This is a genomic window from Paenibacillus sp. FSL R5-0887, from assembly GCF_038002305.1.
GTDB lineage: Bacteria > Bacillota > Bacilli > Paenibacillales > Paenibacillaceae > Paenibacillus_AQ > Paenibacillus_AQ odorifer.
Window position 1 is genome coordinate 1,560,899 of record NZ_JBBOCE010000002.1, and the last position, 26,053, is coordinate 1,586,951.

At 46.6% G+C, this 26,053-nt stretch carries 24 protein-coding genes; 8 read left to right on the plus strand and 16 right to left on the minus strand.

The window, feature by feature from the left end; all coding sequences use genetic code 11:
• Positions 1-5: 5 nt before the first annotated feature.
• The 4 genes from MKY14_RS24810 to MKY14_RS24825 all read right to left on the minus strand — a co-directional run bounded on the left by MKY14_RS24810 (position 6) and on the right by MKY14_RS24825 (position 4,241).
• Positions 6-632 (minus strand): cytochrome (ubi)quinol oxidase subunit III, encoded by a 627-nt coding sequence (locus MKY14_RS24810; protein ID WP_038568531.1) that lies wholly within the window; start codon positions 630-632, stop codon positions 6-8.
• A complete protein-coding gene (gene ctaD / locus MKY14_RS24815) occupies positions 629-2,476 on the minus strand; it encodes a cytochrome c oxidase subunit I (protein ID WP_076124740.1) in 1,848 nt (615 codons plus the stop codon). The genes MKY14_RS24810 and ctaD overlap by 4 nt, the downstream gene beginning before the upstream one ends.
• 126 nt (positions 2,477-2,602) lie before the next feature.
• Positions 2,603-3,649 (minus strand): cytochrome c oxidase subunit II, encoded by a 1,047-nt coding sequence (coxB, locus tag MKY14_RS24820; protein WP_076124488.1) that lies wholly within the window; start codon positions 3,647-3,649, stop codon positions 2,603-2,605.
• A gap of 403 nt (positions 3,650-4,052) precedes the next feature.
• Complete coding sequence (locus MKY14_RS24825) at positions 4,053-4,241, minus strand: hypothetical protein (RefSeq protein ID WP_019913840.1); 189 nt, start codon at positions 4,239-4,241, stop codon at positions 4,053-4,055.
• A gap of 469 nt (positions 4,242-4,710) precedes the next feature.
• Between MKY14_RS24825 and MKY14_RS24830 the strand changes: the two genes are divergently transcribed.
• The 3 genes from MKY14_RS24830 (at position 4,711) to MKY14_RS24840 (ending at position 7,199) form a co-directional block, all read left to right on the plus strand.
• Positions 4,711-5,700, plus strand: coding sequence for a serine hydrolase domain-containing protein (locus MKY14_RS24830; RefSeq protein ID WP_340977569.1), 990 nt, complete (start codon positions 4,711-4,713; stop codon positions 5,698-5,700).
• 93 nt (positions 5,701-5,793) lie between these two features.
• Complete coding sequence (locus MKY14_RS24835) at positions 5,794-6,132, plus strand: DUF4870 domain-containing protein (RefSeq protein WP_340978062.1); 339 nt, start codon at positions 5,794-5,796, stop codon at positions 6,130-6,132.
• Between the two features lie 110 nt (positions 6,133-6,242).
• Complete coding sequence (locus MKY14_RS24840; protein WP_340977571.1) at positions 6,243-7,199, plus strand: diacylglycerol/lipid kinase family protein; 957 nt, start codon at positions 6,243-6,245, stop codon at positions 7,197-7,199.
• A gap of 114 nt (positions 7,200-7,313) precedes the next feature.
• Here MKY14_RS24840 and MKY14_RS24845 read toward each other — a convergent pair whose 3' ends face one another.
• The 4 genes from MKY14_RS24845 to MKY14_RS24860 are packed head-to-tail and all read right to left on the minus strand — an operon-like array spanning position 7,314 to position 9,928.
• Positions 7,314-7,907, minus strand: a complete 594-nt coding sequence (locus MKY14_RS24845) for a xanthine phosphoribosyltransferase (protein WP_076101352.1) — start codon at positions 7,905-7,907, stop codon at positions 7,314-7,316.
• 42 nt (positions 7,908-7,949) lie between these two features.
• Positions 7,950-8,252: a hypothetical protein gene (locus MKY14_RS24850; protein ID WP_036682514.1), complete on the minus strand. Its 303-nt coding sequence runs from the start codon at positions 8,250-8,252 to the stop codon at positions 7,950-7,952.
• Positions 8,253-8,277: 25 nt separating this feature from the next.
• Entirely contained in the window at positions 8,278-9,096 is an 819-nt protein-coding gene (locus MKY14_RS24855; RefSeq protein WP_036682516.1) for a TrmB family transcriptional regulator, read from the minus strand.
• Positions 9,097-9,136: 40 nt separating this feature from the next.
• The gene (locus tag MKY14_RS24860; RefSeq protein ID WP_076193702.1) at positions 9,137-9,928 is read right to left on the minus strand and encodes a zinc ribbon domain-containing protein; all 792 of its coding nucleotides are present in this window, start codon (positions 9,926-9,928) and stop codon (positions 9,137-9,139) included.
• A 243-nt stretch (positions 9,929-10,171) separates the two neighbouring features.
• On the opposite strand from MKY14_RS24860, the gene MKY14_RS24865 reads away from it, so the two are divergent.
• The gene (locus tag MKY14_RS24865; RefSeq protein WP_051491247.1) at positions 10,172-10,861 is read left to right on the plus strand and encodes a GTP pyrophosphokinase; all 690 of its coding nucleotides are present in this window, start codon (positions 10,172-10,174) and stop codon (positions 10,859-10,861) included.
• 364 nt (positions 10,862-11,225) lie between these two features.
• Here MKY14_RS24865 and MKY14_RS24870 read toward each other — a convergent pair whose 3' ends face one another.
• The 3 genes from MKY14_RS24870 to MKY14_RS24880 form a co-directional block, all read right to left on the minus strand.
• Entirely contained in the window at positions 11,226-12,377 is a 1,152-nt protein-coding gene (locus tag MKY14_RS24870) for a WD40/YVTN/BNR-like repeat-containing protein (protein WP_340033903.1), read from the minus strand.
• A gap of 141 nt (positions 12,378-12,518) precedes the next feature.
• A complete protein-coding gene (locus MKY14_RS24875; RefSeq protein ID WP_076124497.1) occupies positions 12,519-13,310 on the minus strand; it encodes a hypothetical protein in 792 nt (263 codons plus the stop codon).
• Between the two features lie 33 nt (positions 13,311-13,343).
• Positions 13,344-16,430, minus strand: coding sequence for a DEAD/DEAH box helicase (locus MKY14_RS24880; protein ID WP_340916316.1), 3,087 nt, complete (start codon positions 16,428-16,430; stop codon positions 13,344-13,346).
• 463 nt (positions 16,431-16,893) lie between these two features.
• Here MKY14_RS24880 and MKY14_RS24885 point away from each other — a divergent pair, with 463 nt between their 5' ends.
• On the plus strand, positions 16,894-17,661 hold the full coding sequence (locus MKY14_RS24885) for a TspO/MBR family protein (protein WP_076124500.1): 768 nt from the start codon (positions 16,894-16,896) through the stop codon (positions 17,659-17,661).
• 94 nt (positions 17,662-17,755) lie between these two features.
• On the opposite strand, the gene MKY14_RS24890 is transcribed toward MKY14_RS24885, so the two are convergent.
• The 5 genes from MKY14_RS24890 to MKY14_RS24910 all read right to left on the minus strand — a co-directional run bounded on the left by MKY14_RS24890 (position 17,756) and on the right by MKY14_RS24910 (position 22,070).
• A complete protein-coding gene (locus tag MKY14_RS24890) occupies positions 17,756-18,136 on the minus strand; it encodes a RidA family protein (protein WP_036682524.1) in 381 nt (126 codons plus the stop codon).
• 93 nt (positions 18,137-18,229) lie between these two features.
• Positions 18,230-18,895 carry an oxidoreductase gene (locus MKY14_RS24895; RefSeq protein WP_076124502.1) on the minus strand — a complete coding sequence of 222 codons (666 nt, stop codon included), beginning with the start codon at positions 18,893-18,895 and terminating at the stop codon, positions 18,230-18,232.
• 19 nt (positions 18,896-18,914) lie between these two features.
• Positions 18,915-20,189: an MFS transporter gene (locus MKY14_RS24900; RefSeq protein ID WP_051491245.1), complete on the minus strand. Its 1,275-nt coding sequence runs from the start codon at positions 20,187-20,189 to the stop codon at positions 18,915-18,917.
• A 95-nt stretch (positions 20,190-20,284) separates the two neighbouring features.
• Positions 20,285-21,697 carry an ATP-binding protein gene (locus tag MKY14_RS24905; RefSeq protein WP_076124504.1) on the minus strand — a complete coding sequence of 471 codons (1,413 nt, stop codon included), beginning with the start codon at positions 21,695-21,697 and terminating at the stop codon, positions 20,285-20,287.
• A gap of 169 nt (positions 21,698-21,866) precedes the next feature.
• Positions 21,867-22,070 carry a CsbD family protein gene (locus MKY14_RS24910; protein WP_036682530.1) on the minus strand — a complete coding sequence of 68 codons (204 nt, stop codon included), beginning with the start codon at positions 22,068-22,070 and terminating at the stop codon, positions 21,867-21,869.
• Between the two features lie 460 nt (positions 22,071-22,530).
• On the opposite strand from MKY14_RS24910, the gene MKY14_RS24915 reads away from it, so the two are divergent.
• The 3 genes from MKY14_RS24915 (at position 22,531) to MKY14_RS24925 (ending at position 26,048) form a co-directional block, all read left to right on the plus strand.
• Positions 22,531-23,424 (plus strand): FMN-binding protein, encoded by an 894-nt coding sequence (locus MKY14_RS24915; RefSeq protein ID WP_076124505.1) that lies wholly within the window; start codon positions 22,531-22,533, stop codon positions 23,422-23,424.
• 48 nt (positions 23,425-23,472) lie between these two features.
• Complete coding sequence (locus MKY14_RS24920; protein ID WP_076124507.1) at positions 23,473-25,353, plus strand: FAD-dependent oxidoreductase; 1,881 nt, start codon at positions 23,473-23,475, stop codon at positions 25,351-25,353.
• Between the two features lie 245 nt (positions 25,354-25,598).
• Complete coding sequence (locus MKY14_RS24925) at positions 25,599-26,048, plus strand: hypothetical protein (protein ID WP_076124508.1); 450 nt, start codon at positions 25,599-25,601, stop codon at positions 26,046-26,048.
• Positions 26,049-26,053 lie beyond the last annotated feature (5 nt).

Genomic DNA, 26,053 nt, shown 5'->3' on the forward strand with positions numbered 1-26,053 from the left:
AGTGCCTAGCCCACCTTTCCGAGTAGGTATACAACCGTAAAGATGAAGACCCATACTACATCGATAAAATGCCAGTACATGGCTGACACATACACTTTTGGTGCAGTAACAACCGTTAACCCCTTGCGGGCGAGCTGCCCGATCAAGATGGAGATCCAAGCGATCCCGAAGGCTACGTGCGCACCATGAAATCCTACCAGTGTGTAGAATGCCGAGCTGAATGCACTTGTGGTCATTCCGAATTCTTCGTGTCTTACATATTGAGTAAACTCATAGATCTCCAAAACAAGGAAACCTAAACCTAAACCTACAGTAACTAAAAGCCAATTCCGTAGCAGTGCCGGCCGATTTCTGTGCATCGCTTGAATAGCGAATACACTCGTCAGACTGCTTACCAGCAGGATGAATGTTGCAGCGGCTACAAGTGGCAGGTGAAACAGTTCATTCGCCGAAGGCCCCTCATTCGTCTGATTACGCAGTGCGAGGAAAGTAGCGAACAACGTGCCGAACAATACCGCTTCGCCGCCTAGAAACAGCCAAAAGGCAAGAACCTTGTTGCGTCCTTCGAGCGTAGCTTTTTCCGGCTCGTGCGGAAAGGTATCCTTAGAAGCTTCTGCATGTGCCGTTGTCATGTCCGCTCACTTCCTTCCAGCTCTTCAGGTTCAATATGCCATCCGTGATCATCATACAGTGAACGCATCAGCATGGATCCAAATGTAATAATAAGACCGATGGCTGTAACGATATAATTATTAAACAGGAAGCTCATAAAAGCATTGCCGAATTCATCACGGCTAAACATAAAGCCAAGCCCAGCGATAAAAATTCCGATAGACATCGTAAACGGTAAAATCGTTGCTGACGGCATATGAATTGAGCCCACCGGCTCTGCTGGTGTCATGCCTTTATTCCCTGCTACTTTTTCTTTCCAGAAGGCATCAATCCCCCGAATAAGAGGTGTTTGCTTGAAGTTATATTCTGGCGGCGGTGAAGGAATGGTCCATTCCAATGTACGTCCATCCTCCCACGGATCATTGCCTGCATCCGCTGGTTTTCTGGAAGTCAGGAAGATGTTCACCAAGAAAATAATCATACCGACACCCATAAGACCTGCACCAATGGTACTGACTAGATTTAGCAAATCAAATTGCTGATTTGGTAAATAAGTGAACACGCGGCGCTGCATCCCCATAAGCCCAAGGAAATGCTGTACAAAGAAGGTCAGATGGAATCCGATGATAAACGTCCAGAAAGTCCACTTGCCCAGCGTCTCACTCAGCATCCTTCCGAACATTTTTGGCCACCAGTAGTGCAGACCTGCGAACAGGCCAAGCACCAAACCACCTACAATAACATAGTGGAAATGCGCTACAACAAAATACGTATCATGGAACTGAAAGTCAGCAGGTGCGGACGCCAGCATCACTCCAGTTACTCCCCCCATAGTAAATGTAGGAATAAATCCTACAGCGAACAGGTTAGGGGTTGTGAAACGTACTTGCCCGCCCCACATCGTGAACAACCAGTTAAAAATTTTAATCCCGGTCGGAACCGCAATTAACATCGTTGATACGGAGAACAACGCGTTAGCTACAGGTCCAAGTCCAGTTGTGAACATGTGGTGAGCCCAAACCATAAAACCTAAGAAGGCGATCAAGATGGTTGCAAACACCATGGAGCTATATCCGAACAGTCTTTTACGCGAAAAGGTTGGGATGACCTCGGAAATAATCCCGAAGGCAGGCAGAATGAGAATATACACTTCCGGGTGACCAAATATCCAGAAGATATGCTGCCATAGCACTGGACTTCCTCCGGCTCCGACTTCGAAGAAATTGGCTCCTAGAATCCGGTCGAATGTCAGCAGTACTAACCCTACTGTTATTGCTGGAAAAGCAAACAAAATAATGGCAGAAGTGATAAATGTGGTCCAGGCGAACATCGGCATCCGCATATAGGTCATTCCCGGCGCACGCATCGTAATGATCGTGGCTAGAAAGTTAATCCCCCCGATGAGGGTCCCTAATCCGGCAATTTGCAAGCCGATCGTATAGAAGTCTACACCGTGTGTAGTGCTGTATGTACTCGTAGATAGTGGGGTGTAGGCGGTCCACCCGGCATCAGGAGCACCACCCATAACCCAGCTAAGATTCAGTAGAATCCCGCCGAACAGGAAGGTCCAGAAACCAAGTGCATTTAGAAAAGGAAAGGCTACGTCACGTGCACCGATCTGTAGCGGAATGACGGCATTCATGAGTGCGAAGATGACTGGCATGACGCCGAGGAAGATCATCGTCGTACCATGCATGGTTATGAGTTCATTAAACGTTTGTGCATCCAAAAAGTTATTCATCGGCTTGATGAGCTGCCAACGAATCAGAAGCGCTTCAATTCCCCCGATGCCAAAAAATAATCCTCCGGCCCATAGGTACAAAATCGCGATTTTTTTGTGATCGACGGTTGTTAGCCAATCCATAAGTCCTGTATGGCGCTTCACACTGTGGCCGTGCCCCAGAGGCTTGGATGAATTCAAGGTATGCGCTGCTTGAGCCAAAGTTCGTCCCCCCTTTTCGAAAGTTCCGCCCGCCTTTAGGCTAAGGCATTAGTCCAGCTTATAGTTGGCCAGATACTCTGCAATGCCATCAATCTCAGCATCACTCAGGCCCAGATCTTTGGGGTTAGGCATCAGATTGCCTGGTTTTACGGATTGCGGGTCGTGCAGCCAGGTTTTGAGATTCTCTTCAATCGGCGCACCATCTTCCCTCGTGTCGTCGTTGAGAAGAATTCCAGCAATCGATTCCCGAGAACCAATTCCGGTCAAGTTCGGCGCATTATTAATCCCTTGATCACCTACAGCGTGGCAAGTCAGACATGCCGCTTTGAACTTCTCAGCTAAAGCAGGATCCTCTGGCAGCACAGCTACAGGTGCTTTCATAGAATCAATCCACTTTTGAAACTCTTGTTCACTAACTGATTTCACCTTAAATTCCATCAATCCATGAGAAGGTCCACATAGCTCCGCACATTTCCCACGGTAAACGCCTTCATTAGGCGCACTAAAGCTAAAGCGGTTAATCGTTCCAGCTGGGTTGGTATCGATTTTACCGGAAAGAGAAGGGACCCAGAAGGAGTGCAGCACATCTTTAGTTTCCAGTTCAAAGGCGATATCTTTGCCCACCGGAATAATCAGGTCCTGCGCTGTAGTTACCTTATAGTCGGTATACTCAAACTCCCACCAGTATTGGTGGCCGGTTACTTTAACCTTGATCGCATTCTTGTCATTGGAATGATCATCTCCAGCGGCAAACACAGCTTTAACCGTTGGCACGGCCAGTACTACAACAAGGATGAGCGGAATGACTGTCCAGAGAATCTCAAGTTTCATACTGCCCTCAACCTGCTCAGGGATTTCATTCTGACCCGGTCTTCTGCGGAAGCGGATCAGTACATAAGCTGCAATCGTAAAGACAATCAGCAACACCACGATCATAATGCTGATCGACAGCTCCATTAATCCGTAAGATCTGTCTGCTGCAGGTCCCTGTGGTCTGAGTACTGACAAGTCCTCACGACCGCACCCGGCAAGAAAGAGTCCAAACATAGCGGTCATGGGAAGGAGTCGCTTTACAGCCTGCCACGTTTTCATCATTGATCTACCCCGCTTTTCCCGATTTCGTAGATTCCTGTTTTTTTCTGTCAATTATAACAATCACTATTAATATAAGTTTAAGGGAAAGTTTTGTCAATCGTTCACAACTAGTTCACATTGTAATTTTCGACACAATAAACCCTTGTCCCATCTGGATTTCATAGCATTTTATGAAAACGCAAACAAATAAAAAATAATAAAGAAAGCGCATTCAATTTAAAATGTGTCTATTAATTCATTTGACTATTCTATGACGAAGACTTTTCCTTATTCGTAAATGGACATACAAAAAAAACCGATTCCAGCAACAAAAGTCGCTCGGGCACGGTTTATAAGAATCCTCGTGGATGTTATTACTCAAAATGATGTCTAAAGTTAAGCAAGTGACAAACGTATCTGTTAGCTAGGAGACGGATGAATTCATCCGTACCAACTCGTGTTCCACGACCATGGTCAGTTCTTCTTCATAGCCTCCTGTAATCCGATACTTTCGGACGTACTCCTTTACGAATTTCTTGGGATCTTTGGGTCGGAAAATGCGTGTCATTTCCCGTAGACTTTCCTTGACTTCGTTATGACCTTTACTTGCCATGATCAGTTCCCTCCCAAAACATTGAAAATGAATGCTCCGTTGTAGAGAATGCATGATGAAAAGTACGCCGTAACCTCGAATGCAAGTGAAGTATCCATTACACATACGTGGCTTGCACTATCCGTCAAAACGTGGAATCTAAAGCTAAATCTAGCCTTTGAGACACCGCCTTGCCGGTGAAGCAGGTTCGTCGTGATTTGGGCTGAGAGTAAGGACGCCTGATGAACGATAGCTCCTTGACACTTTTATTACCCGAAGAGCCACTTACTGAATCACTCCTTTCGGGCCTTATCGTTATATTGTATCATATTCCGGATTAACTTCCACCTTTCCTTGTAAAATGTACTATTTGGAAAATATTATTTTTTACAGCTGTCTTCGTAAGTCAGATGTCTCCAAACTGGTTAAAATACAATAACCTATACAGCAAGCGAAATTGTATTTATCAACAAATGAGAAGGAGATCTTTATGGCCCAGCCTGTAATTCCCCTAATGACTACCGCAGCGCCAGAAGACACCGATACACGCCGGGAGGGTCTTGAACAAGCCCATCAAGCTATCCTAAAAGAATACCCCAAGATGCATAGCATGCTTATTGTGCGTCATGGAAAACTTATCTTCGAACGTTATTATAACGACCATCATGCTGGAGCATTAAATGATCTCCGTTCTGCCACCAAAAGTTTTGTCAGTGTCCTTACGGGAATCGCTATCGGCCGTGGAGAGATGCCTGATCTCCATATTTCTGTGTCCGAGGTCCTTCGCAAGCATATTCCATACCTTCACTCCCCACATCTCTCAAAAATCACACTCCGTCATCTTCTTACCATGACTTCCGGTTTTAGCTGGATCACAGGGAAGAAGCTTGGTGAACCGCTTGTTCGGAACCTCCATCGCAGCCGCTGCTGGGGTTCCTTTGGCCTTAGCTTGAACATTATTCCAGAACAAATCGGCCAGTTCCAATATCGAAGCATCGACTCACATCTAATCTCGATAATGATTAGTGAATCTACAGGTCTTGATGCATTTTCCTATGCAGCACAGCATTTATTCACTCCACTCCGAATGGCTAATACCGCTTGGTTACCTAGCCCCGAGGGACATAGCATGGGTCATATCGGTTTGCACCTAACGTCTCGGGATATGGCTAAATTCGGAATCTGCCTGCTGAATAATGGAGTGTTTGCAGAGCAGCAAATCATCCCAGAACATTGGTTGCAGGATGCACTTACCGCTCAAGCTAAGGGATATCCAGCATTTGGTGATTACGGATATCAGTTTTGGATCGGTACGATGAGCGGGCAGCCCTACAAGCTCGCCCACGGGCATGGCGGGCAGCAGATTCTGCTCTTTCCCAATCTGGATGCTGTAGTGGTCTTTACAGCAGAGAGCAAGACAAACAACTGGAAGAACCCTCGCAGGCTGCTTGAAAAGTATGTTCTCCCTTCAATGAGATAAACATACTTTTTCCTGACAAGTCATAGGCTTGTAAGGAAGAAGGATTCGAACAATCAAGCCCCTTCTTCTCCAAGCAGAAGGAGAGTGAGCCCATTGTCCCCTTTTAAATCATCCACCGGATTGCCCGATAATATAGCGGGCGCGTTGTGTTACTTTTTCCCTTTTCTCGGCGGCGTCGTCTTTCTCGCATTGGAGAAACGCAGCCGCTTTGTGCTGTTCCATTCGCTGCAATCACTGATTACCTTCGGGGTGCTGATGATCCTCCACGTTCTAACCGGATTGGTCCCATTCCTCGGTCCCTTGATGAGTGCCCTCGTCTCTCTTTGCAGCTTTGGGGTGTGGCTGTTAATGATCTACCATGCCTTAAGTGGCAGGTGGTATAAACTCCCTTGGGCAGGTGATATCGCAGAAGGTCAGATTCGCCATCTGTAATCCCCCAAAAAGTAGCCCCTCTGATCTCTGAAAAGTATTCCCTTTTGCCCATCCACTCCTTACAATGTAGAAAGGGCATCAATGGAATTCTACAGGCTGGAGGAAATCATATGTATCTATTTATCATAAACCCGCGTTCCGGCGGGGGAGCAGGCGGCCGGACCTGGCATACTGTAGAGGCGCTCATGAAGGAGCGTTCGCTGCCTTTCATGTCCTTGTTTACGCACAGCGTAGAGGGTGCAGAAGCCCTTGTTTTAAATACACTAAAGCATCGCGAGGATTGGAAAGCCGTGATTGTAATCGGTGGTGACGGCACGCTCCATAGCATTTTGGGTGCACTTTGCGGCAAAGATATCCCCATGGGCGTGATTCCTGCCGGCTCCGGCAACGACACCGCCCGGGGGTTTGGCATTCCACTTTCAATAGAAGCCGCGCTGGAGGCCGCCCTTAGCGAGCGGTATATCGAAGCAGACCTGCTTTCAGGAGCAAACGGACTGACCGTAACAGCCGTTGCCAATGGCTTTGATGCTCAAGTGGCCGAGAATGTGAATGCCAGCCGTTACAAACGGCTGTGCAATACCATTGGAGCAGGCCAGCTCGCGTATATCATCGGCATATTGCATACGCTGATGACGTTCAAGCCCTGCCGGGTAAGCGTAGTCTGCGACGGTACGGAGCACGCCTTCGAGAAGGCATGGCTGGTCTCGATCTGCAACCTGCCCAGCTACGGCGGCGGGCTTTTGATCTGCCCGCAGGCAAAGGCCGATGACGGCCAGCTTGACGTCTGCGTCGTGCATGGGTGCAGCCGCGGGCAGCTGCTGCGGTTGTTCCCCACGGTACTGAAGGGCAAGCATGTGGCGTTGCCCTTCGTGTCTATGCTGCGCGGACGTAGCGTAGCTGTGGGCTTTGCCGAGGCCCGGCCTGCGATCGGCGACGGCGAGAGCCTCGGCAAAGGGCCGCTGGCCGTTCGCTGCGAGCCGGGGGCGCTGCGGGTGCTATCGCCGCTGGCGGCGGACAGCGTACAGCTGCCCGCCGACACTGCAGCGGCATGCGGCAGCAACGGGTAATCCTGACCCGTGCATACCATACACACAAAAAACAGCAAGCGACTGGTTCATTACCAAGTCGCTTGCTGTTTTGTATATCCTATAGCTTTTGTTTGAGAATGCATTCCAAAAGCCTCAAACAAGAGGCTCTTCCTCGTCTTCCACGAAAGTGACTCTTCCGTCCTCCAGTGAAGCAATACGCACAAGTGACTCTACGCGATATCCCGCTTCCTGCAGCAGCCGATTTCCTGGCTGGAACGCTTTTTCGATCACAATACCAATTCCAACCACACTTCCCCCCGCCTGCTCAACAATACGGGCAAGTCCGAAGGCGGCTTCACCATTCGCCAAGAAATCATCAACAATCAGCACCCGTTCTCCGGGAGCAATGAATTTCTTCGAAACGGTAATTTCATTCGTTTCTTTCTTCGTGAAGGAGTAGACCTTCTCCACGTAAATGTCTTCTGTCAGCGTCAGCGATTTCTGCTTACGGGCAAAAATCAGCGGAACCTCCAGCTCTAATGCTGTCATAATCCCCGGAGCAATCCCCGAGGATTCTATAGTCAGCACCTTCGTAATTTCTTCGCCAGCGAACCGGCGGATAAACTCACGGCCAACCTCACGCATCAGGAAGGGGTCCATCTGATGATTCAGAAAAGAATCCACCTTGAGCACTCCTTGCCCGAGTACAATACCTTCTTTCAACACCTTTTGTCTCAACAGCTCCATAGTGCTCCTCCTTCTCCCATCACTGAATCCATTCTCCCCACATTACAGACCTGTCGGCTTCTGAGGCAATAAATTTCCAACGATCGATTTTAAATTATGATCATCCTTGCTCTTTTCCTGACCGTTATCATAACCCGTAATTCGAATCTCCAAGAAATCTCCCGGATTTACCGGTTTAAAAATCAATTTTTCGCGGTCTTCCAGTCTCACGTTAAAATTCATATCCTTAAACATTTCGACTAATTCTGCTTCTCCAGGAGATGCTCCCTTATCCAGAAACAACAGTCCACGCAATTTCTTAGGACCATCACTGTGCACCACTTCAAAATGAACGATACATTCCATGCTTCTCACCTCCCTATGATAATAACTACTGCGCCTGTTCTTCCCCATCATCGCCTTGATCATACATAACATATTTGCTATGAATTTTGCTGTAACGTTCTCCATAACGCTCTACTAATTCTGCGCCCATATCCTGCTCCAGCTCGAACAAGACCATTTCCTGTGTAAAATGATTCAACAGCAGCTCCACTAACACCGGGTGCTCTGTTACCACTGCTTGCGCGGATCCATCATCATAACGCATCCCCAGCATACACCAGCTCCGGTCAATCACAAATGAGAACTTCCGTCCATCCGCCCGCTGCGAATCTTTTCCGAATGACGGCCATACCGGGTAAGAGGCAGCAGCAGCATTGCCACCGTCAAAAGCCCATAAAAGCCTAACGCCACGCAGTTCGGCCTGTTCAAGTTCGCTCCGCAGAAGCGACGCTTCCTCGCGCCACATATCCACTACAATTTCCTGCTCTGCCATGTTAAGCTGGCGAATCAGCGCCCCCATTACATTGCGGTCGCCCTCTACATTATAAAAAGAAGGACTAACAGGCCCTCCGCGAGGCATCTCACTTTCCATATAAGCCAGCGAAGCTTGAACTCTTCCCGAGATCATCGTCGCCAGCTCCTCCGGATTGAGAACACTATACCGCGCAGGCTCTCCTTCACCACATCGTACATATCCCTGCTGTGTTAGGCGCTGAAGCGCCGCATACACATTTGATCTTGAAACTCCGAGCTGTTTGGCAACCTCATAGCCAGAAGCCTGACCTTTAGTCGCAAGCTCGACCATGATTTTGGACTCCATCTCCGTGAAGCCCAGATTGCGCAGATGCAGCAGCAGCTGTTCCATCTTGTTGTCCCCCTAAGCCCTAAGCTGACTGATATCTGTACTATATTTGCTCCGATCCACAACGCGGGCACCATAAGGAGCCCTTGGGCAATTCATTCCGACAGATTTGACACTTAATCATATCACGAACACCACTGTCCTGGGTGACTGCGGACTCCTCCTGATGTTCATTCGCGTTCCAATCGCGGATGCGACGATCCAGCTCAAGCTGTCTTTGTCTTTCCCGTTCCAGCTGATCAGCATGTCTGCGATCCCGTTCAATGTCATGTTCGTTCGCCGCATATTCCTCCAATGGCAGCTCATCATCCTCTGAAGGCAGGATCTCAGAATACACCACACTTTGCGGATGGAGCTTCATTGCAATCTCCTTCTCTTCATCCGTTAGCTCATCCGCACCATAGTATTGATCCTCATCCTCTTCGTCCTCATCCACAGTTTTGACGAATACCGGCGGTGACGGAATCTTTCTTGATGTGGTTAGCTCCTCCAGCTTACTTCCACACTTTGGACAAAAGTTTGCATCGAGCGCCACAACATTGCCACAAGAACATAACCGTTCATTTTTCAGTTCAGCAATTCTTGCGCGTTGGACTTCAATTTTTTCCTGAAGCTTGGAACAGGTCCGTGCCAGTTCTACCATTTTGCCTTCAGCTACAGACATATCCTTAGAGCGATACCCTTCATAAAAAAGCCTGCCCATTTTCGTGAATTCCACTTCCATCTCACGTTCAATATCGGAAATAAGCCCGTTCAGCTTGCCGATCTCAACAGAGCTTTGTGCTTTTTCGGTAACCCGGCTCGCACTATCTTTGATTCGTTTCATAAAACTCATTACAGTTCCTCCCTCTCCAGCGATACGTGTTTCTATCATACCAAATGTATCGAACAGATTCATTAATGTGCTTTAATACGCGATTTAACGGAGAATGTTCCTATAAATTCTTATTTTCCCTGATTTCAGACGTTATTTTGCGTCAGGGGTTCTACATCGGTTAAAATAGAATTAATCACAAATAACGAAATTGGGAGAGTTTCAGTGGAAGAACATGACAGCACACAGCTTACGCTAAAACAGATGCAGGTACACGTTAAGGATCTGCAACATTGGCAGGATAACGAGGATTTCACAAATCTTATCAATGAGTTCAAGTCTCTGCCAGCACTCTATCGCCATGCACTAAATGATCTTGAGAATAAAATCGATGTGATCAAAACGGAATGGCAGGTCCGTGACGGCTTCAGTCCCATCGAGCATGTTAAATGCCGAATTAAAGAACCCAAGAGTATCCTTCAAAAGATGGAGCGCAAAGGTTTCGAGTTCAACTTGGAAAATATGGAGCAGCACATTCACGATATTGCAGGTATGCGGATTGTATGTGCTTTTGTTAAAGATATTTACCGTCTGGTTGATCACCTCAGCACACGCGAAGACATTCGCGTATTGGAGATCAAAGATTATATAGCCCATCCCAAGCCGAATGGGTATCAAAGCCTGCATCTTATCGTCGCAATTCCGCTCGTCCTGCTGGAAGGAACACGCTGGGTCAAAGCCGAAATACAGCTGCGAACCCTAGCCATGGACTTCTGGGCAAGTATGGAACATATTCTGTATTATAAATTCGATAAGCAGCTTCCTTCGCATGTTGCGGAAGAATTGAAGGATGCCGCACGCGCCGCCGATGAACTGGATCAAAAAATGCTGCGCCTACGCCGCGAGATTCTGGAACTTGCAGAAGGGGAATCCCCTGCCGGCGGGCAGGTTTAAGCTTTCATATTTCTACATTTCTCAAAAATTAAGGGGATGTCTCATAAGCCATGACAATGGCTGCTGGGACACCCCCTTCTTTTTAATCGATTAGGCCGTTTGATCATTACCCTTCGCCGCCGAAGCAAGGTGCTATCGGACACAGCCGATCTTATTCGCAAAATAATCCTCCATTTTGCATACTAACGGACCCCAAAGTCGCTAACGGCATAAAAAACACCCGATCTGCGCCCTACTATATGAAATAGCTGCACTGGAGTCCGAAAACATACTGGATAGGCGATAAATGTGTGAATAACGCCTCCTGAGTCCCTAAGCCTCAACCAACGGCTAATCATGACCCGGCGTTCCGCTGTATTCAGCCTCAAGGCTTACTAACCAAAGGCTTCCATGTAACGCCGCCATCTGTAGTGGTCTGTAGAAATCCTGGACCCGCCAACCAGCCGTTTTCCGGCGTAACGAACTGAATGTTTTCTGCCTTCGCGAATAGCTGTGATGTCGCAATCAACCTCCAGCTTACACCCCCGTTGACAGTCGCCACCAGTTTGCCGCCCTCCTGCAAAGCCCAACCTTCACGAGCGTTCAGCCATGTTGTTCTCGCTGCCTCAGTACCGAGCAATTGAGGGCCAAGCTTCCATGTCCTGCCTCCGTTATCACTTGTGTAAAACACCATACTTCGAATCCCATCGTCAACAATCTCCAGCGGCAGGATGCCTTTCATATTGTCTTTGCCTGAGAATTTAGGCGGATAACTATTACTGTAAGTAAAGGCTGCCAGAGCAGCTGGCTTCTTTAATTGCTCCGGCTTCCAGCTCTTCCCGCCATCCGTAGTTCTGAACGTTAAAATGTATTCTTGCCCATGGTTGCTGGAGGTGATCCAGCCATTCTGGGAATCCTGAAAGGTTATCCCTGTTGGATAGGCTTTAATACTCCCCGTTAGATTTCCGATTCGCTTCCAGCTGTTCCCGCCATCAGCCGTGCGATACAAGGATTTCTCCATCATCCCGAGACCAGGTTCTGAATCCAGCAGCACATACCCGTTATTCACATCGATAAAATGAATAAATCCGCCACTGTATCCTTGCTCCCAATCCTCCGTGACGGGAAGTTTTGTCTCCTTCCAGGTCTGGCCCTGATCAGAGGTATGATAGATCTGAATAGGTTGACCCATACCATGACTACTAATAATCCAGCCATTTGTGGCATTCAGGAAAAAGCTTGCTGCGGCAAAGATGCCTGTTTCTTGTGGAATAGGAACGATATTGCTGTCCGGATGGTACCAACTACTTCCTCCATCGTTCGTAGTCCATAATCCAGTCTCGTCTATTCCCCATCCATGCTTTATGTCATTCATGCTAAATTTAGCAGGATACCCCTGCAAAGAATTCATATTCGTCTTCAGCTCAGCGGTATTTGTCCCCATACTCGAATCTAAACCAAGATTATCGTTTACCATGTAGGATTGCAGAAATAACCCAGCAATGATTATCGGGGCAAAAACGGCATATAGTCTCAAATGAAACCCTCCTTTTTCCATTTCCTTCTATTCTATAATCATAGACAGAGTTTAATAGTAAAAGGTTACAGAAGCTTTACACAAAGAAGAAGCCGCCTCCTCAGATAGGAAGCGGCTTCTCTAAACTCCACTGCTGTTTAACTACGCCTTACTTGCACGACGGGCAGCAGCTTCTGCTACTCGATTCATAATCAAAGTTAGGCCTTCTAGAGCCTTAGGTGTCTGAGGCAGCAAAGCTCCCCAGTCTTCCGTTACCGCTGCTACTACCGGCGATGAGGGAAATGGCCTAGCCGTAATCTCATGGAACTGCGGTCCCGGCTGGTGAAGCGAACCTTCAGCAGCCGCTTCTGCAAGCCATTCCCCAGAAGAAATTGCGGGGCCCTTGCGCTCTAGCCGTGCTAATTCTGTTGCAAGCTCACTAGCTGGGGCTGCCTCTGTCTCAGAATCATCGGCAGCTATATCAGTTTCAGCCCAAAGGGCAAATATTCCATCCAGGAGTTCTCCCTTAGTAAATCCTCTCAGAGAAAGCGCCAGCAGCGGCTCTTCAGCAAGTCGTTCTTTTATAAGCTGCAGAGTCTCCGCCTGGTTCTCTAACCCTTCCCCCTCAAAGAGGGCTTGCTCCAGCTCAGTATCTGTAGGCAGAAGCTCCAGTTCCGCCAGCCCACCCGTCAATCTCCCTTGCAGCAAAGCAAATACCTCATCCGGACTTAGCGCCAGACGCCGCAATATTTCTTTTCTACGGGCAGCATGCCATACTGGAACCTTCAGAGAGAGAGGTTGCTCCGTTCTTTGTCCCTGAGGAACAGCAGAAGTACCGACATTCCATTCACCTTTTGCCCGCGACCCTCCCGTCACTTTCCCGGGCGAAGCCGTCCATGCTGCTTTTACTAATCCAGGCACAACTTCCAGCCGCATCTCTAACAGTTCACTCATTGTTCGATCCCTCCGTATTGCTCATGTCTTTCTTTACATCCAATCCTGATCCTGCAGTTCAATAAGCTCCTTCAGTTCATGATTAGACATCTCGGTCAACCATGTTTCACCAGAACCAACAACCTGCTCCGAAAGGCTTTTCTTCCGCTCAATTAATTCGTCAATACGTTCCTCCAGCGTTCCTTGGCAAATCAGCTTATGAACTTGTACGTTCTTATCCTGCCCAATTCGGAAAGCCCGGTCTGTCGCCTGATTCTCCACTGCCGGATTCCACCAGCGATCGTAATGAATAACATGATTGGCCCGGGTTAGGTTCAAACCTACTCCGCCCGCTTTAAGAGATAACACGAAGAAGGCTGGCCCCTTGCCCTCTTGAAAATCATGCACCATCTCGTCCCGCTCCCGTTTTGGAATCCCCCCATGAAGGAACAGCGGCGATGTACCATAACGCTTAGTAAGCTTGCTCACCAGCAGCTCACCCATCGCTACGTATTGCGTAAAGATCAACACAGATTCGCCAACTTCAGCGACACTGTCCAGCACCTCGAACATAACCTCCATTTTACCGGAATGTTCATTGCGTGGACTCCGTCCTTCTTCTTTCCGGAATAGCTGAGGATGATCGCAAATCTGCTTCAGCTTCGTCAGAGAGGATAACACCAGTCCACGGCGAGCCATACCACTGCTCTCCCCGATCACACCGAGCATTTCATCCACGACACCCTGATACAGGGCAGCTTGGGTCTCGGTCAGCGGGCAATAAGACTTCAGCTCCAGCTTCTCCGGTAAATCCTTAGAAATATCCGGGTCACTCTTCAGACGCCGCAACAGGAAGGGGGATACCAAGCGATGTAGCTCCCGCAGGCGTTCCCCACCTTCACCAGACACATAACGCTGCCGGAAGGAATGATAGGTTCCTAAATAGCCCGGGTTTAAAAAGTGGAAAATAGACCATAACTCGCCAAGTCTGTTCTCTACCGGAGTACCTGTCATAGCTATGCGATGCGGTGCCGATAATTTCATCACACTCTGTGCCTGCTTCGTCCGGTGATTTTTAATATATTGAGCTTCATCCAGCACTACTGTTGACCACTGGACATTGGCTAAATCCTCGCTGTCACGCCCTGCCAAGTGATAGGTCGTCAGTACGATATCATGACTGGTTGCCAGTTCTAAGAAGCTATCTCCCCGAACACGGCGTCCACCATGATGTATGTGTACATTAAGCGAAGGAGCAAAGCGCTGCAGCTCCCGCTGCCAGTTGCCAAGAAGCGAAGTTGGGCAGAGAATCAGCACCGGCTCCTGCTTCTCTTCAGGGGGAGCACTTAACGCCCGGTCCAGCAGGCAGGTGATAACCTGCACCGTTTTACCTAGACCCATATCATCGGCGAGACATACCCCAAAACCCAGACCACTGAGCTCGGCCAGCCATTGATAACCCCGCTCCTGATAAGGTCTTAAAGTTCCATGCAGACCTTCAGGTACGGGACGCACCGGAAGATTACGTAATACATCTCCGCGCATAAGTGATGCCAACAGCCCGGATGTCTCCATCCCAGTGACGGACATTCCTTTCCAGAGCCGATCCTCACCATCCTCGGCTTCTAGGCGCATCCAATCCGCGGCAGTCATTTCTCCGTTTTCATGGCGTTTCATATATCTAAGAACCTGGCGGATTTCTTTAGGATCTATCTCGATCCATTCCCCGCGGAAACGTACAAAAGGTACACCGGCCTCTACTAATGCATTTAATTCTTCCTCACTAATCGTACTATCTCCAAGCGAGGCCTCAATACGGAACGAGATCAGCTCTTCCATACCCAGAGCTGCGGGCGCCGGACTATCGCCCCCGTTCACGCCCGGCTGCATTTTCATCTTCATGCCAATGCGGCGGCGTCCCTCACGGCTCCAGCGCGAAGGCATCTGCACCGTTATTCCCCGATCGCGCAGCTGCTGCACCGTCTCCTTCAAAAAGAAATAAAGACGCTCCGGTTCCAAATCCGCCCCCGTAGGCGCAGGCTTAGCAAGAGCGCGCTGAATATCCGGCGATATCTTCGCAGCCCGGCCCAGCGCTATAAGCAGCTGCTGCTGGATATTGCGATAGCGTTTACCCCATAACGTAAACTCTCGTTCCTTACTGCTCCAGATCGATTTGGCGGGAAACCAGAATTCCCCTTCTTCCTTGTTCTCCGCCCAGAAGGTTAACCGCCACACTTCATTATTGTCTTCTGGCGGCTCCAGCCGTAACCCAAGACCCAGCTGCCCGCTCCGTGCTTCCTCTGGTTCTGAATGTGGCACATCGCTGCCAGCGGTCTCGTTCACAGTGACCAAAAGGTCTGTCACCTCTGCCGGAGTTCCTTGCACGGGTATATCTCGGCTTCCCGTGAGAAGGCTATTCCACCACAGTTCAGTTAAAGGGGAATAACCCCGGCGATAATTCGCTTTATAAGGGGTTAACTCACTTTCAATGCCCGCAATTACTTTTTTTATTTCAGCAGTCATTACAGCCTGCATAAAGGAGTAAAGCACATATGCTCCAGCCTCATCACGAGAGGATAAATCCCCTGCCTCTGCGATATGCGTTCCTAGTGCAAGAACAGGCATGGATGCTGCCAGCTGCAGAAAGATCTCTTTGTCCTCCTGCTTTCGGAAAGCTGGCGACCAGCAGACCGTCGCCGCCTGTTCGCCGCCACGGCGACGTGAGCCCACAGGGCGTGGTGGCAAGGCACCCGGCGTAATCCCGCCAGTACCCATCAGCTCCAGCGCAAAACGTGCCGCTGCTGCCCAGTAACGCAGTTCGCCGCCTGGCTCCACTCCCTGTTCTCGGCATAACGTCTCATCCCATGCCAGAAGCAGTTGAAATGCATCGCTAGGAACCAAGGCGAGCCCTTCGAACGTTCGTCCGGGCAATCCGCGCCGGGCTGGCTTCCCCTCTACAGGGGGAGCCGGATATTTCACTTCTGCCAGACGCAGAGCAGCAGTTGCAAAAGGACGCACTCCTCCCTGTAGCTCCATCCGCTTCACTACGCGAGTCCAAGCGTCAACCTTCGGCTCCGAAGTTTCGCCAGAGAAGCAAAATAAAACGTCCCCTAACCATATTGCATACAGATGCTTAGTCATCGGTGATCTCCTGTCTTTTAAGCAAGCAAAAAAAGAACCAGCCCCATACCATCAGGAAGGGTAACTGCAACCTTTTCCGCGAGAAATAAATTTTGAAGCTATACAAGTAGAAGTCGCTTCTTCCTCTTCTAGAGAGGGAATGCGGTCCTGCGGTAAATATAAGGATAAAGAACTAGGACAAAACTTATATTTTCTTGAATCTTCATCTCTTCATCTTATACGAAAAAGCGCTGATTTAAAAACATTTCTGCATATTTTCTGTAGATTTTTATGAAATAAAGTTGAAGGATATAGAAACACCCAGTAATTTGATTCATTTAAAATACCCCGCACTACTGCCCTGCTATCCAAGAATGTTATGACTCACTAGTCACTTCTTTTCTTTTTATAGTCTTAATTAGGCCAAAAAGGGGTATATTCTAAATAAGCAACACCCTATTAAAAAAGCTAGGGAGTGAATTATTTGAGACGTTATAATCCTTATAAATGGTGGAACCTCGTATTCTTTGTGGGTGTAATTATCGTAAATGTGCTGGCGGTAACCTTGCCTTTGGGCGGAAACAGTACAGGAGAAATCTCTGACAAATATAAGACTTACATGACTCCTGCTGGCTACGCGTTCTCCATTTGGTCGCTGATCTACCTCTTGTTAGCCGGTTTCGTTATTTATCAATTCCGCTCCTATACAAGTTCTAGGGATTCTGTACGAGCTATTTCGTTCTGGTTTATCCTGAGCTGTGTTTTTAATATGAGCTGGCTTTTCCTCTGGCAGTATCTATACATCGAGCTTTCTTTGATTGCCATGGTGTTAATGTTAATTTCCATCATTGTTATCTATCGCCGAACGCGCCAGATCGCAAATCCTACTTCAGGTGAGAAATGGCTGATCAAGCTACCCTTTAGTATATACCTTGGCTGGATCTCTGTGGCGACTATCGTGAATGTTAGCGTTGTTCTGGAGAAAAATCATTGGGATGGGTTTGGACTTAGCGGGATAACCTGGGCCGTGATCATGCTCTGCGTGGGGACACTGCTTGCGGTGTTAGTCAGCTACCCTAACCGAGACAGCATCTATCCTCTGGTCTTCGTATGGGCTTTCATCGCGATCGCCTTGGAACATAGAGAAGCTAATGCAGTCTTTGTAACGGGCACAGTAACGGCAGGTCTTCTGCTGCTCTACAGCATTTGGCTATTGCTCACACCACGCCGCAGAAGATACAGCAGATACTGATTGTCCTCTTGATAATATAAAAAGGCAGGCTAAGAAGGTGATCCTCCTTAACCCGCCTTTTTTTGTAGAATAATCTAGAAGTGCGAAATCATATTTATTTCTTACGTGCTACCGCTTCGATCTCAACAAGTCCGTCTTTGGGCAGCCGAGCAACCTCAATGGCACTGCGGGCAGGATAAGGTTCTTTAAAGAAAGTGCTGTAAACCTCGTTAACTGCTGCAAAATCATTCATATCTTTTAGGAATACGGTGGTCTTCACTACATGATCCAGTGATGCACCAGCTTCCTCAAGAATAGCTTGTACATTGCTAAGTGCTTGACGAGCTTGTTCCTGAACGCCTTCAGCCAAATTCCCTGTCTCGGGATTAAGGCCCAGTTGTCCTGAAGTGTATACCCAACTACCGGTGGTAATGGCTTGACTATAAGGACCAATGGCTCCTGGTGCTTTTGTAGTAGCTACTTGTTTTTTACTCATCTTGTTACCCCTCTCCATTAAACGCTGATCATTTATTGTCCATTGTAAGTCCTGTTCTCACCGTAATGCAAATTTATTAGCAGCCCGAAAAACTTAACGTTTTCCAATCACATGTATTACTTCATTCGTGTAGATATGCAAACCATGCGTGTCAGCAGAGGCAATGTTAACCATAGCTCTCGCCACAGTTACACCAGGTATGGCACGATATTTAGCCGCTTTGCCAACCATCACAAACTCCAGTGCTTTCATCAATCTAGCCGCGACGCGTTCTCCCAGTCTGAATTCCTCACGATGACCCAGCAGCAAGGATGGCCGAAACAAATGCAGCCCTTGAAAACCGATTTTGCTTAACGCTTCCTCTGCTCTCCCCTTAGTCCGACTGTAGAAATTGCGCGATTTGGCATCTGCCCCCATGGATGAAACAACCAAGAACTGTTTAACACCGTGATCTCTCGCAATAGCAGCAGCTGCAAGCGGATAATCCAGATCGACACGTTCGAACTGCTCTTGTGAACCTGCCTTCTTGATCGTAGTCCCGAGGCAACAGAAGATGGAATGAACGCCTTCGAACGAATCGCTATACTCCGCCAGGCTCTCCCAATCCACAACGATTTGCTTAAGCTTAGGATGTTCTAAAGCTAATGGAGTCCGTACAAGCACTCTCACCTCACCCCATCCTTCACGATTCAGCAATTCCTCCGTAACCGCTTTCCCTACTAATCCAGTAGCCCCTAATACCAACGCAATCCTTAACATGGAATAGTCCCCTTTACTTCTATTCGTCCTTTAGAATACGACGGCCCAGCAGGAAGGCAAGAGCGATCATAAGCGTTCCCACTACCAACTGCATACCGTATACTTGGGTCCATTGCGGCCAGTGGGCAATTTTTTCATACAGCTGTCCCCCAATAAGCGGACCAAAAAAGGATGATAAACCCGTAAGCGCCGCATAGGTCGCCATATACATAGGCCGTTCTTTTTTCGGCGTGTCTCCAATAATAAAATTAAAGGCCAGCTGGTTGAAACCGCCTACACCTACACCAAAAACAATATGAGCGGCAAACAACACCAACAGCATCGGCAACACAGACAAGAGTCCCCACATCAACGAGGACAAGGCAATAATCGGCAACGTAAAGAACAACAGACGTTTATTGCTATATTTTGCATTTAGATTACCCCAAACGTAGAAACTAGCCATCATAAAAAGAGTCTGGGACACATTAAGCAGTGATAACGTTTCATAATTTATATGAAGTAACTGCAACATGACATACGAGTATAGCGGAACAGTTAAATTCTGCAGCAGCAACCAGGCGGCCAGAAACAAAGTAGACTTCATAAATAAAGTATCTTTAAGCGGTTTCTTAAACATCGGTAAAAATTTATGTTCTTCCGATTTCTCGAAAGGCACGTCGGGATAAAAAAAGAATACAACGACGTTAGAGATCGCGAAGATCCACACAACAATATAAAGAATCAAAAAGCCATGGCTCCCGGGATAACGATCCAAAACGATACCCCCACCATACATTACCAGACTACCGAGTGCATTCAGGAACGTATTACGAATCCCAAAATAGCGTCCACGCACACGTGCCGGAACAAGATCGCTGATCACAGAGCTCCATAGCACACCACCTGCCGTATTAGCAATAAATGCAGTAGTATATAAGGCTATAAAAGCCATGACCCAATACTCTTTAGGAAAAATAAACGGAATTAGCCCCGTAGAACTCCAAAGTATCCTATGCAGGCCGATAAAAGTAACCATAGCCCATTTGCGGCTTGGCAGCTTCTGGATCAAAAAAGCTACCCCGATCTGCATCACATTAACCAAAGTGGTAAGCGCTAGCACAAATCCAATTTGACTTGAAGTGGCTCCTAAATATAGCAGGAATCCTGTTAGAAACTGCCCTTGCAGCAGGACCTGGAAAATGGTCGATGGCACACCTTCCCAGGTAGCAATGCGCAAATTTCTGCGATGTACTGAGGTTTTACGGACACGCTTTGAACTAGTAACTGTGTGCTTAGTTTCCATGTTGTTCATAGAGAGGGGTAACACTCCTTTGATGCGGCATTTGCTTCATTCTACTCCGCATCAATCTACTGTCAATACGCCAAATTAACAAATAATATTGGAGCTTACTCTTCTATGAATTCGAGGGGTAAATAAAGCGAAAAACGACTCCCTTTACCCTCCTCACTTTCTAAAGTAATGAACCCTCCGAGCAGTCTGGCCAAATCATTACTAATAGAAAGTCCTAATCCTGTTCCGCCATATTTTCGACTAATTGTTCTATCCGCCTGTTGGAAGGCTTCAAAGATCATGGCATGCTTCTCTGGTGCAATACCTATCCCACTATCTTCTACCTCAAATACAATCCAATGCTTCACAATAGCTCTTTCCCCACGTTCCTCTTGACGAATACGGAGTGCGACATGGCCAGACTTTGTAAATTTAAAAGCATTAGAGAGCAAATTACGCAGGATCTGCTGAATCCGCTGTGGATCGGAATGAATCATTTGCGGGATGTTTTCTTCCATAGCAATAGTAAATTCTAATTCCTTTTGTTTAGCCGTGACAGCGAATTGCATAGCCAGGATCTCTGGGATCTCAATAACACTTAAATCTTCATTTATAATATCCAATCGACCTGCTTCCACTTTGGACAGATCTAATATATCGCCAATTATCATCAATAATTCTTCACCAGAACGGCGAATAATGGCTGCATACTCACTCATTTCTGCTTCCGTAAGAGAATTATCATTGTCTTCAATTAATTGCGATAAATTAATGATGCTATTCAGTGGTGTTCGAAGCTCATGAGACATATTGGCCAGAAATTCGGATTTAAATTGCGAAGCCATCATTAACTGATCGGCACGTTCTTCAAGCGCTATCTTATTCTTATGCAGCTCCTCCGTCTGGGCGGACAGTTGTTCATTAGCACGCTGAATCTGCACATTCCGTAAGAGTCCTAATTGAAAGTCACGAATAATTAAGGAGAATAGAACACTTAGAATCAACCCCGCAGGGAAAGTAATCGGCATAATCTCTCTTATGTACTCTGGGGCGGGAATCACACCAAACACCATAATGTTGATTGCATTCATTACATTTACGACTAGAATCACGATCAAACCTTTGTTCACTATGCATAAGCTAGATCGTCTGACCCAGTAGCTAAGCGCAGCACAAATAAATCCTAGAATGGACAAATTAATTGTACCAGCCATTGCTGCCTCATTTACTCCAAAAGTTAACCGTGTAAGACCTGTTCCTATACCAATCAAAACAAGAATGAAAGGATGCGGATAAGCCAGCGTTGAAATAATAAGTGGCACAAAACGCAAATCAAAAATCACATGCTCATCCAGCCTATATCCAAAAAGAGTACTAATCCACCCGGCAAAGATGGCTAGTAATACCCAGCTTACTTTCTTTATTCTTACACTTGCATTTGAAATGGTGCTTTTATATATAAGATTAGCCAAATAGGCTACAGCTATTAGCATCGCGGTGTTTCCAAAAAATATTTTAAGATAACCCATAGATTCACTCCCACCTTGGCCAAATAAATTACAACTTTCATCTCATAATACTACCATACTAAAGCCCTATTCGATAACTAACCGCCCACGGACGCAGAAGAAGAGCGCAAATCAGATGCGATTTGCGCTCTTCTTCTGGAATTTTATTATAGACGTCATTAGTAACGAATTAATCGCGGTAGGATCGTCCCCAAGTTTGGTACTCTTTTTCCGCGTCTTCTTTCGTGTGTCCATAACGTTCTTGTAGTTTACCTACTAATTTATCCTTTTCACCATCAATTACGTCAAGATCATCATCTGTAAGCTTGCCCCATTGCTTCTTGGCCTCGCCTTTGAGCTGTTTCCATTTCCCTTTAAATACATTGTTGTCCATTATAAGCTCATCTCCTTAGCTGAATTAATTAGGGTAGGATCGTTATCCCGTGTTACCTTTACTTACCCTTCCCCATTCGCTATGAATCTTTCCGCCATTCATGGCATTAGCAAATTAAGTCGTATTCTGTCACATATATTTTTTAATTTATGTATTCAAATCTTTTAAAATTTGATATAATCCAGATATAAATTAAATATTTAATTTTTTAAGTGATTTATTTCACAAATGTTTTCCTAGTCCATGTGCTAGAATGCCATCGGAGATAAAACAACATCATTAAATTTTTTCCTAATGTATGCCGATATAAGTCATGATACTGTTACAAACGGGTAATAAGGTATGAGATTAAAGTGACAAATATCATTTATAAAGTGATTTTTATCACTTCGCTCGACTATTAAAATGTTTTACATTTTAATATATATATTTTAAACTATATTTTTGGAGGTCATTTGAAATGAAAAAAGCTTCTGTTATCTTGTCGAGCGCACTTATCCTTGGATTGCTCGCAGGTTGTGGTAACAACACAGACAACGCCGCAGCCCCTACTAACGCACCAGCTGAAACAACTGCTCCTGCAACAAATTCCGGTAACGCTGGAACTGAAGCTGGACAGTACAAAGACGGAGTTTACTACGGTACTGCTGACGTTGATGCTAAAACTGGCTGGCAATATTTCGCACTCTTAACTGTAGAAGGTGGAAAGATCACTAAAGCTGACTGGGATGCCTTTAACGTTAACACTGCAGGCGACCTGAAGAAAAAGGTTTCTGAAGATGGTAAATATGGCATGAAAGCTGGCGGTGCTTCTTCTGAATGGCACGAGCAAGCAGCTAAAGCTGAAGAATTCCTGATCGAAAAACAAGATCCAGCAGCTATAACTTTTGATGCTGAGGGGAAAACTGATGCCATCTCTGGTGTATCCGTACACGTATCTGACTTTGTAAAAGCTGCTCAAGCTGCTCTTGCTGCTGGTCCAGTAGAAGCTGGTCAATATAAAGACGGAGGCTACCATGCTGAAGGCGAAATGGACGCTGAATCCGGTTGGAAATCCACTGTTGACCTGACTGTTGCTAACGGTAATGTTGTAGCTGTTAAATTCAGTGGTTTGAATGCTGCTGGCGATGACAAGAAGCAATTCTCCGTTGATGGTAAATATGGTATGAAAGCTGGCGGCGCTTCTGCTGAATGGCATGAAGAAATCGCTTTGGCTGAAAAATACTTCCTTGAAAACAAAGGTACTGCTCCAACGCTTGATGCTGAAGGCAAAACTGATGCAATTTCCGGCGTGAGTATTCATGTTGGTGAATATTTTACACTTGCAGAAAAAGCACTCGAAGGCGCGAAATAATTTCGCAGGACCTTCTGCAGCTAATCAGACGAATGAGGTGAATTTCTCTTGAAGAAAATAGTCATTTTGGGCGGCGGCTACGGCGGCGTACTCACGGCTAAGAAACTGGCAAAGAAATTTAAGAAAAACAAAGATGTTGAAATTACACTGATCGACCGGAATCCATATCACACTCTATTGACTGAGCTGCATGAGGTTGCCGCGAACCGTGCTCCAGAGGATTCAATCAAGATCGATCTTAAGAAAATTTTTGCGGGCCTTAAAGTAGATGTTGTTCTTGATGAGATCAGCAATATCGATTTCAAAAGCAGAAAACTTAAGTCCGATAAAGCTACCTACGCTTACGATTACCTTGTAATCGGCACAGGTAGCAAACCAACCTTCTTCGGTATTCCAGGAGCAGAAGAAAACACCTTCTCCTTCTGGTCTTACGATGATGCGGTAGCATTGAAACGCCAAATCCGCGATATGTATACCAAAGCGGCTATGGAGAAAAATCCAGCTGTACGCCGTGCTATGCTGACCTTCGTTATTATCGGTGCCGGCTTTACTGGTGTCGAGCTGGTTGGTGAAATGGCTGAACAACGCGAGGAATTATGCAAGGAGTTCTTTATAGACCCATCCGAAGTAAGACTGATTGTGGCTGATATGGCTCCGAAGATTCTGCCTATCCTTCCAGATAAGCTGATTCAAAAAGCTGAAGCTCGCCTTCGTAAGCTGAACGTGGAAATCGTTACTGGCGCTAAAATCACCGAAGTAGGCAATGGTAGTGTTGCCCTTGGTGAGAAAAACGTCGTCGATTCCCAAACAATTGTTTGGACTGCTGGTGTTGAAGGCTCCGAAATCGTTGGTGGACTTGAAGTTCAACAACAAGGCCGCAAACGGATTGTTACGAATGAGAACCTGGAAAGTGTAGATCATAAGAACGTCTACGTAGTAGGGGACAACATTTTCTACATTCCTGAAGGTGAAACTCGTCCTGTACCACAAATGGTTGAGAACGCTGAACAAGCCGCTCCGATTGTTGCTGGCAACATTGCCGCCGACATTCAGAACACTGCTAAAAAAGCTTACAAACCAGGTTTCCACGGTACAATGGTCTCCATTGGTAGCCGCTACGGCGTAGCTAACGTTGGTCTGCCAGGTAAGTTCTTTATGCTTACTGGATTCATGGCAATGCTATCCAAACACTTTATTAATATGTTCTACCTGTCTCAGGTTGTCGGATTCAATAAAGTATGGACATATATGATGCATGAATTCTTCCATGTTGAGAACCGCAAGAGCTTCTTGGGTGGTCACTTCTCCAAACGTTCACCTAATTTCTGGCTCGTTCCACTTCGTGTTCTACTTGGGGGTATGTGGTTATACGAAGGTATTGAGAAGATCCAAAAGATTTGGAAAGATCCAGATAAGATTTTCTTGATTCCAGCTGCTCCTTTTGCAACGGATGCTTCATCAGCAGCCAGTGTTGCAGTAGATGCAGTTAAAGACACCGTAGATGCACAATCTGCAGCTTCAGCAGTATCCACTGCAAAAGAAGCAGTTGAAGCGTTGCCTGTACCTAACTTCGTATACAACATTACAAACTGGTTCATGGATTTGATGTTCTACAACAACGACGGAAGTTATACTTTCCTCGCGAAATGGTTCCAAATCGGTATGGTATGTGCAGAAATCGTCTTCGGTATTATGCTCATCGTTGGTCTCTTCACAGCACTTGCTTCTATAGCGACCGTAGGCATGTCGGTCATGATTTGGTCAACCAAAATGGCCTCGACAGAAATGTTATGGTACGTTGCTGCTGGTATTGCCTGCATCGGCGGATCGGGAAGCACACTTGGTCTAGACTACTATGTACTTCCTTGGCTTAAGAAACAGTGGAAGAGAATTCCGCTCGTCAGACGATGGTATCTATACACCGACTGATAATAAAACCCTGAATTTGTGTAATTTATCATATAGAACATATGTACAAATTGTATTTTATTAGGGTTAAATATGGATATACTTCAGAGTAATGTGTCCCTAGGACACATTACTCTCCTTATTTACAAGAAGAAAATAACCTTCCTAATCCTAGGAAATGGTGGTTTTTTCTTGAATGAATGGTTTTGTAGGGATGATCGGGGTATGGTTTCTTCCGGCAAAACCGACAAGAAGGAGAGAATCTTGTGAACAAACAACTCATAGAAGATACCCTCCGGTTGTTGCATACTGAAATGTCACCTATTGCCGGAATTGAGCTTCAGCCCTCTCCGGCTGCATGTGAACAGCTAATCTCGGTACTGGAACGCCATGATCTGGAATACAGCCGCAAAGTCAATTTGCTGGGTATTTACACTATTCTCACTTTGGCAGCAGAGCGCCATATGGAATGTATCCCACATCATCCCGACCTTACACGCAACATTTTGGATGGAGATTATTTGTATAGCTTTTACCTGCAGTTTGCGGTGAAATGCCGTGAGCTCGACTTAGTTGCTTATCTAGCTCCTTCGATCAAAAAAATGCAGATTAGACGGTCAAATGGAGACTTCGCGGAACATGATCCAGCTACTGGAATCGAAGAGTTCTTGATTCAAGAGTGCAGACAGCGTAGTCGCACAAGTAAAGCCATTTGACAGGT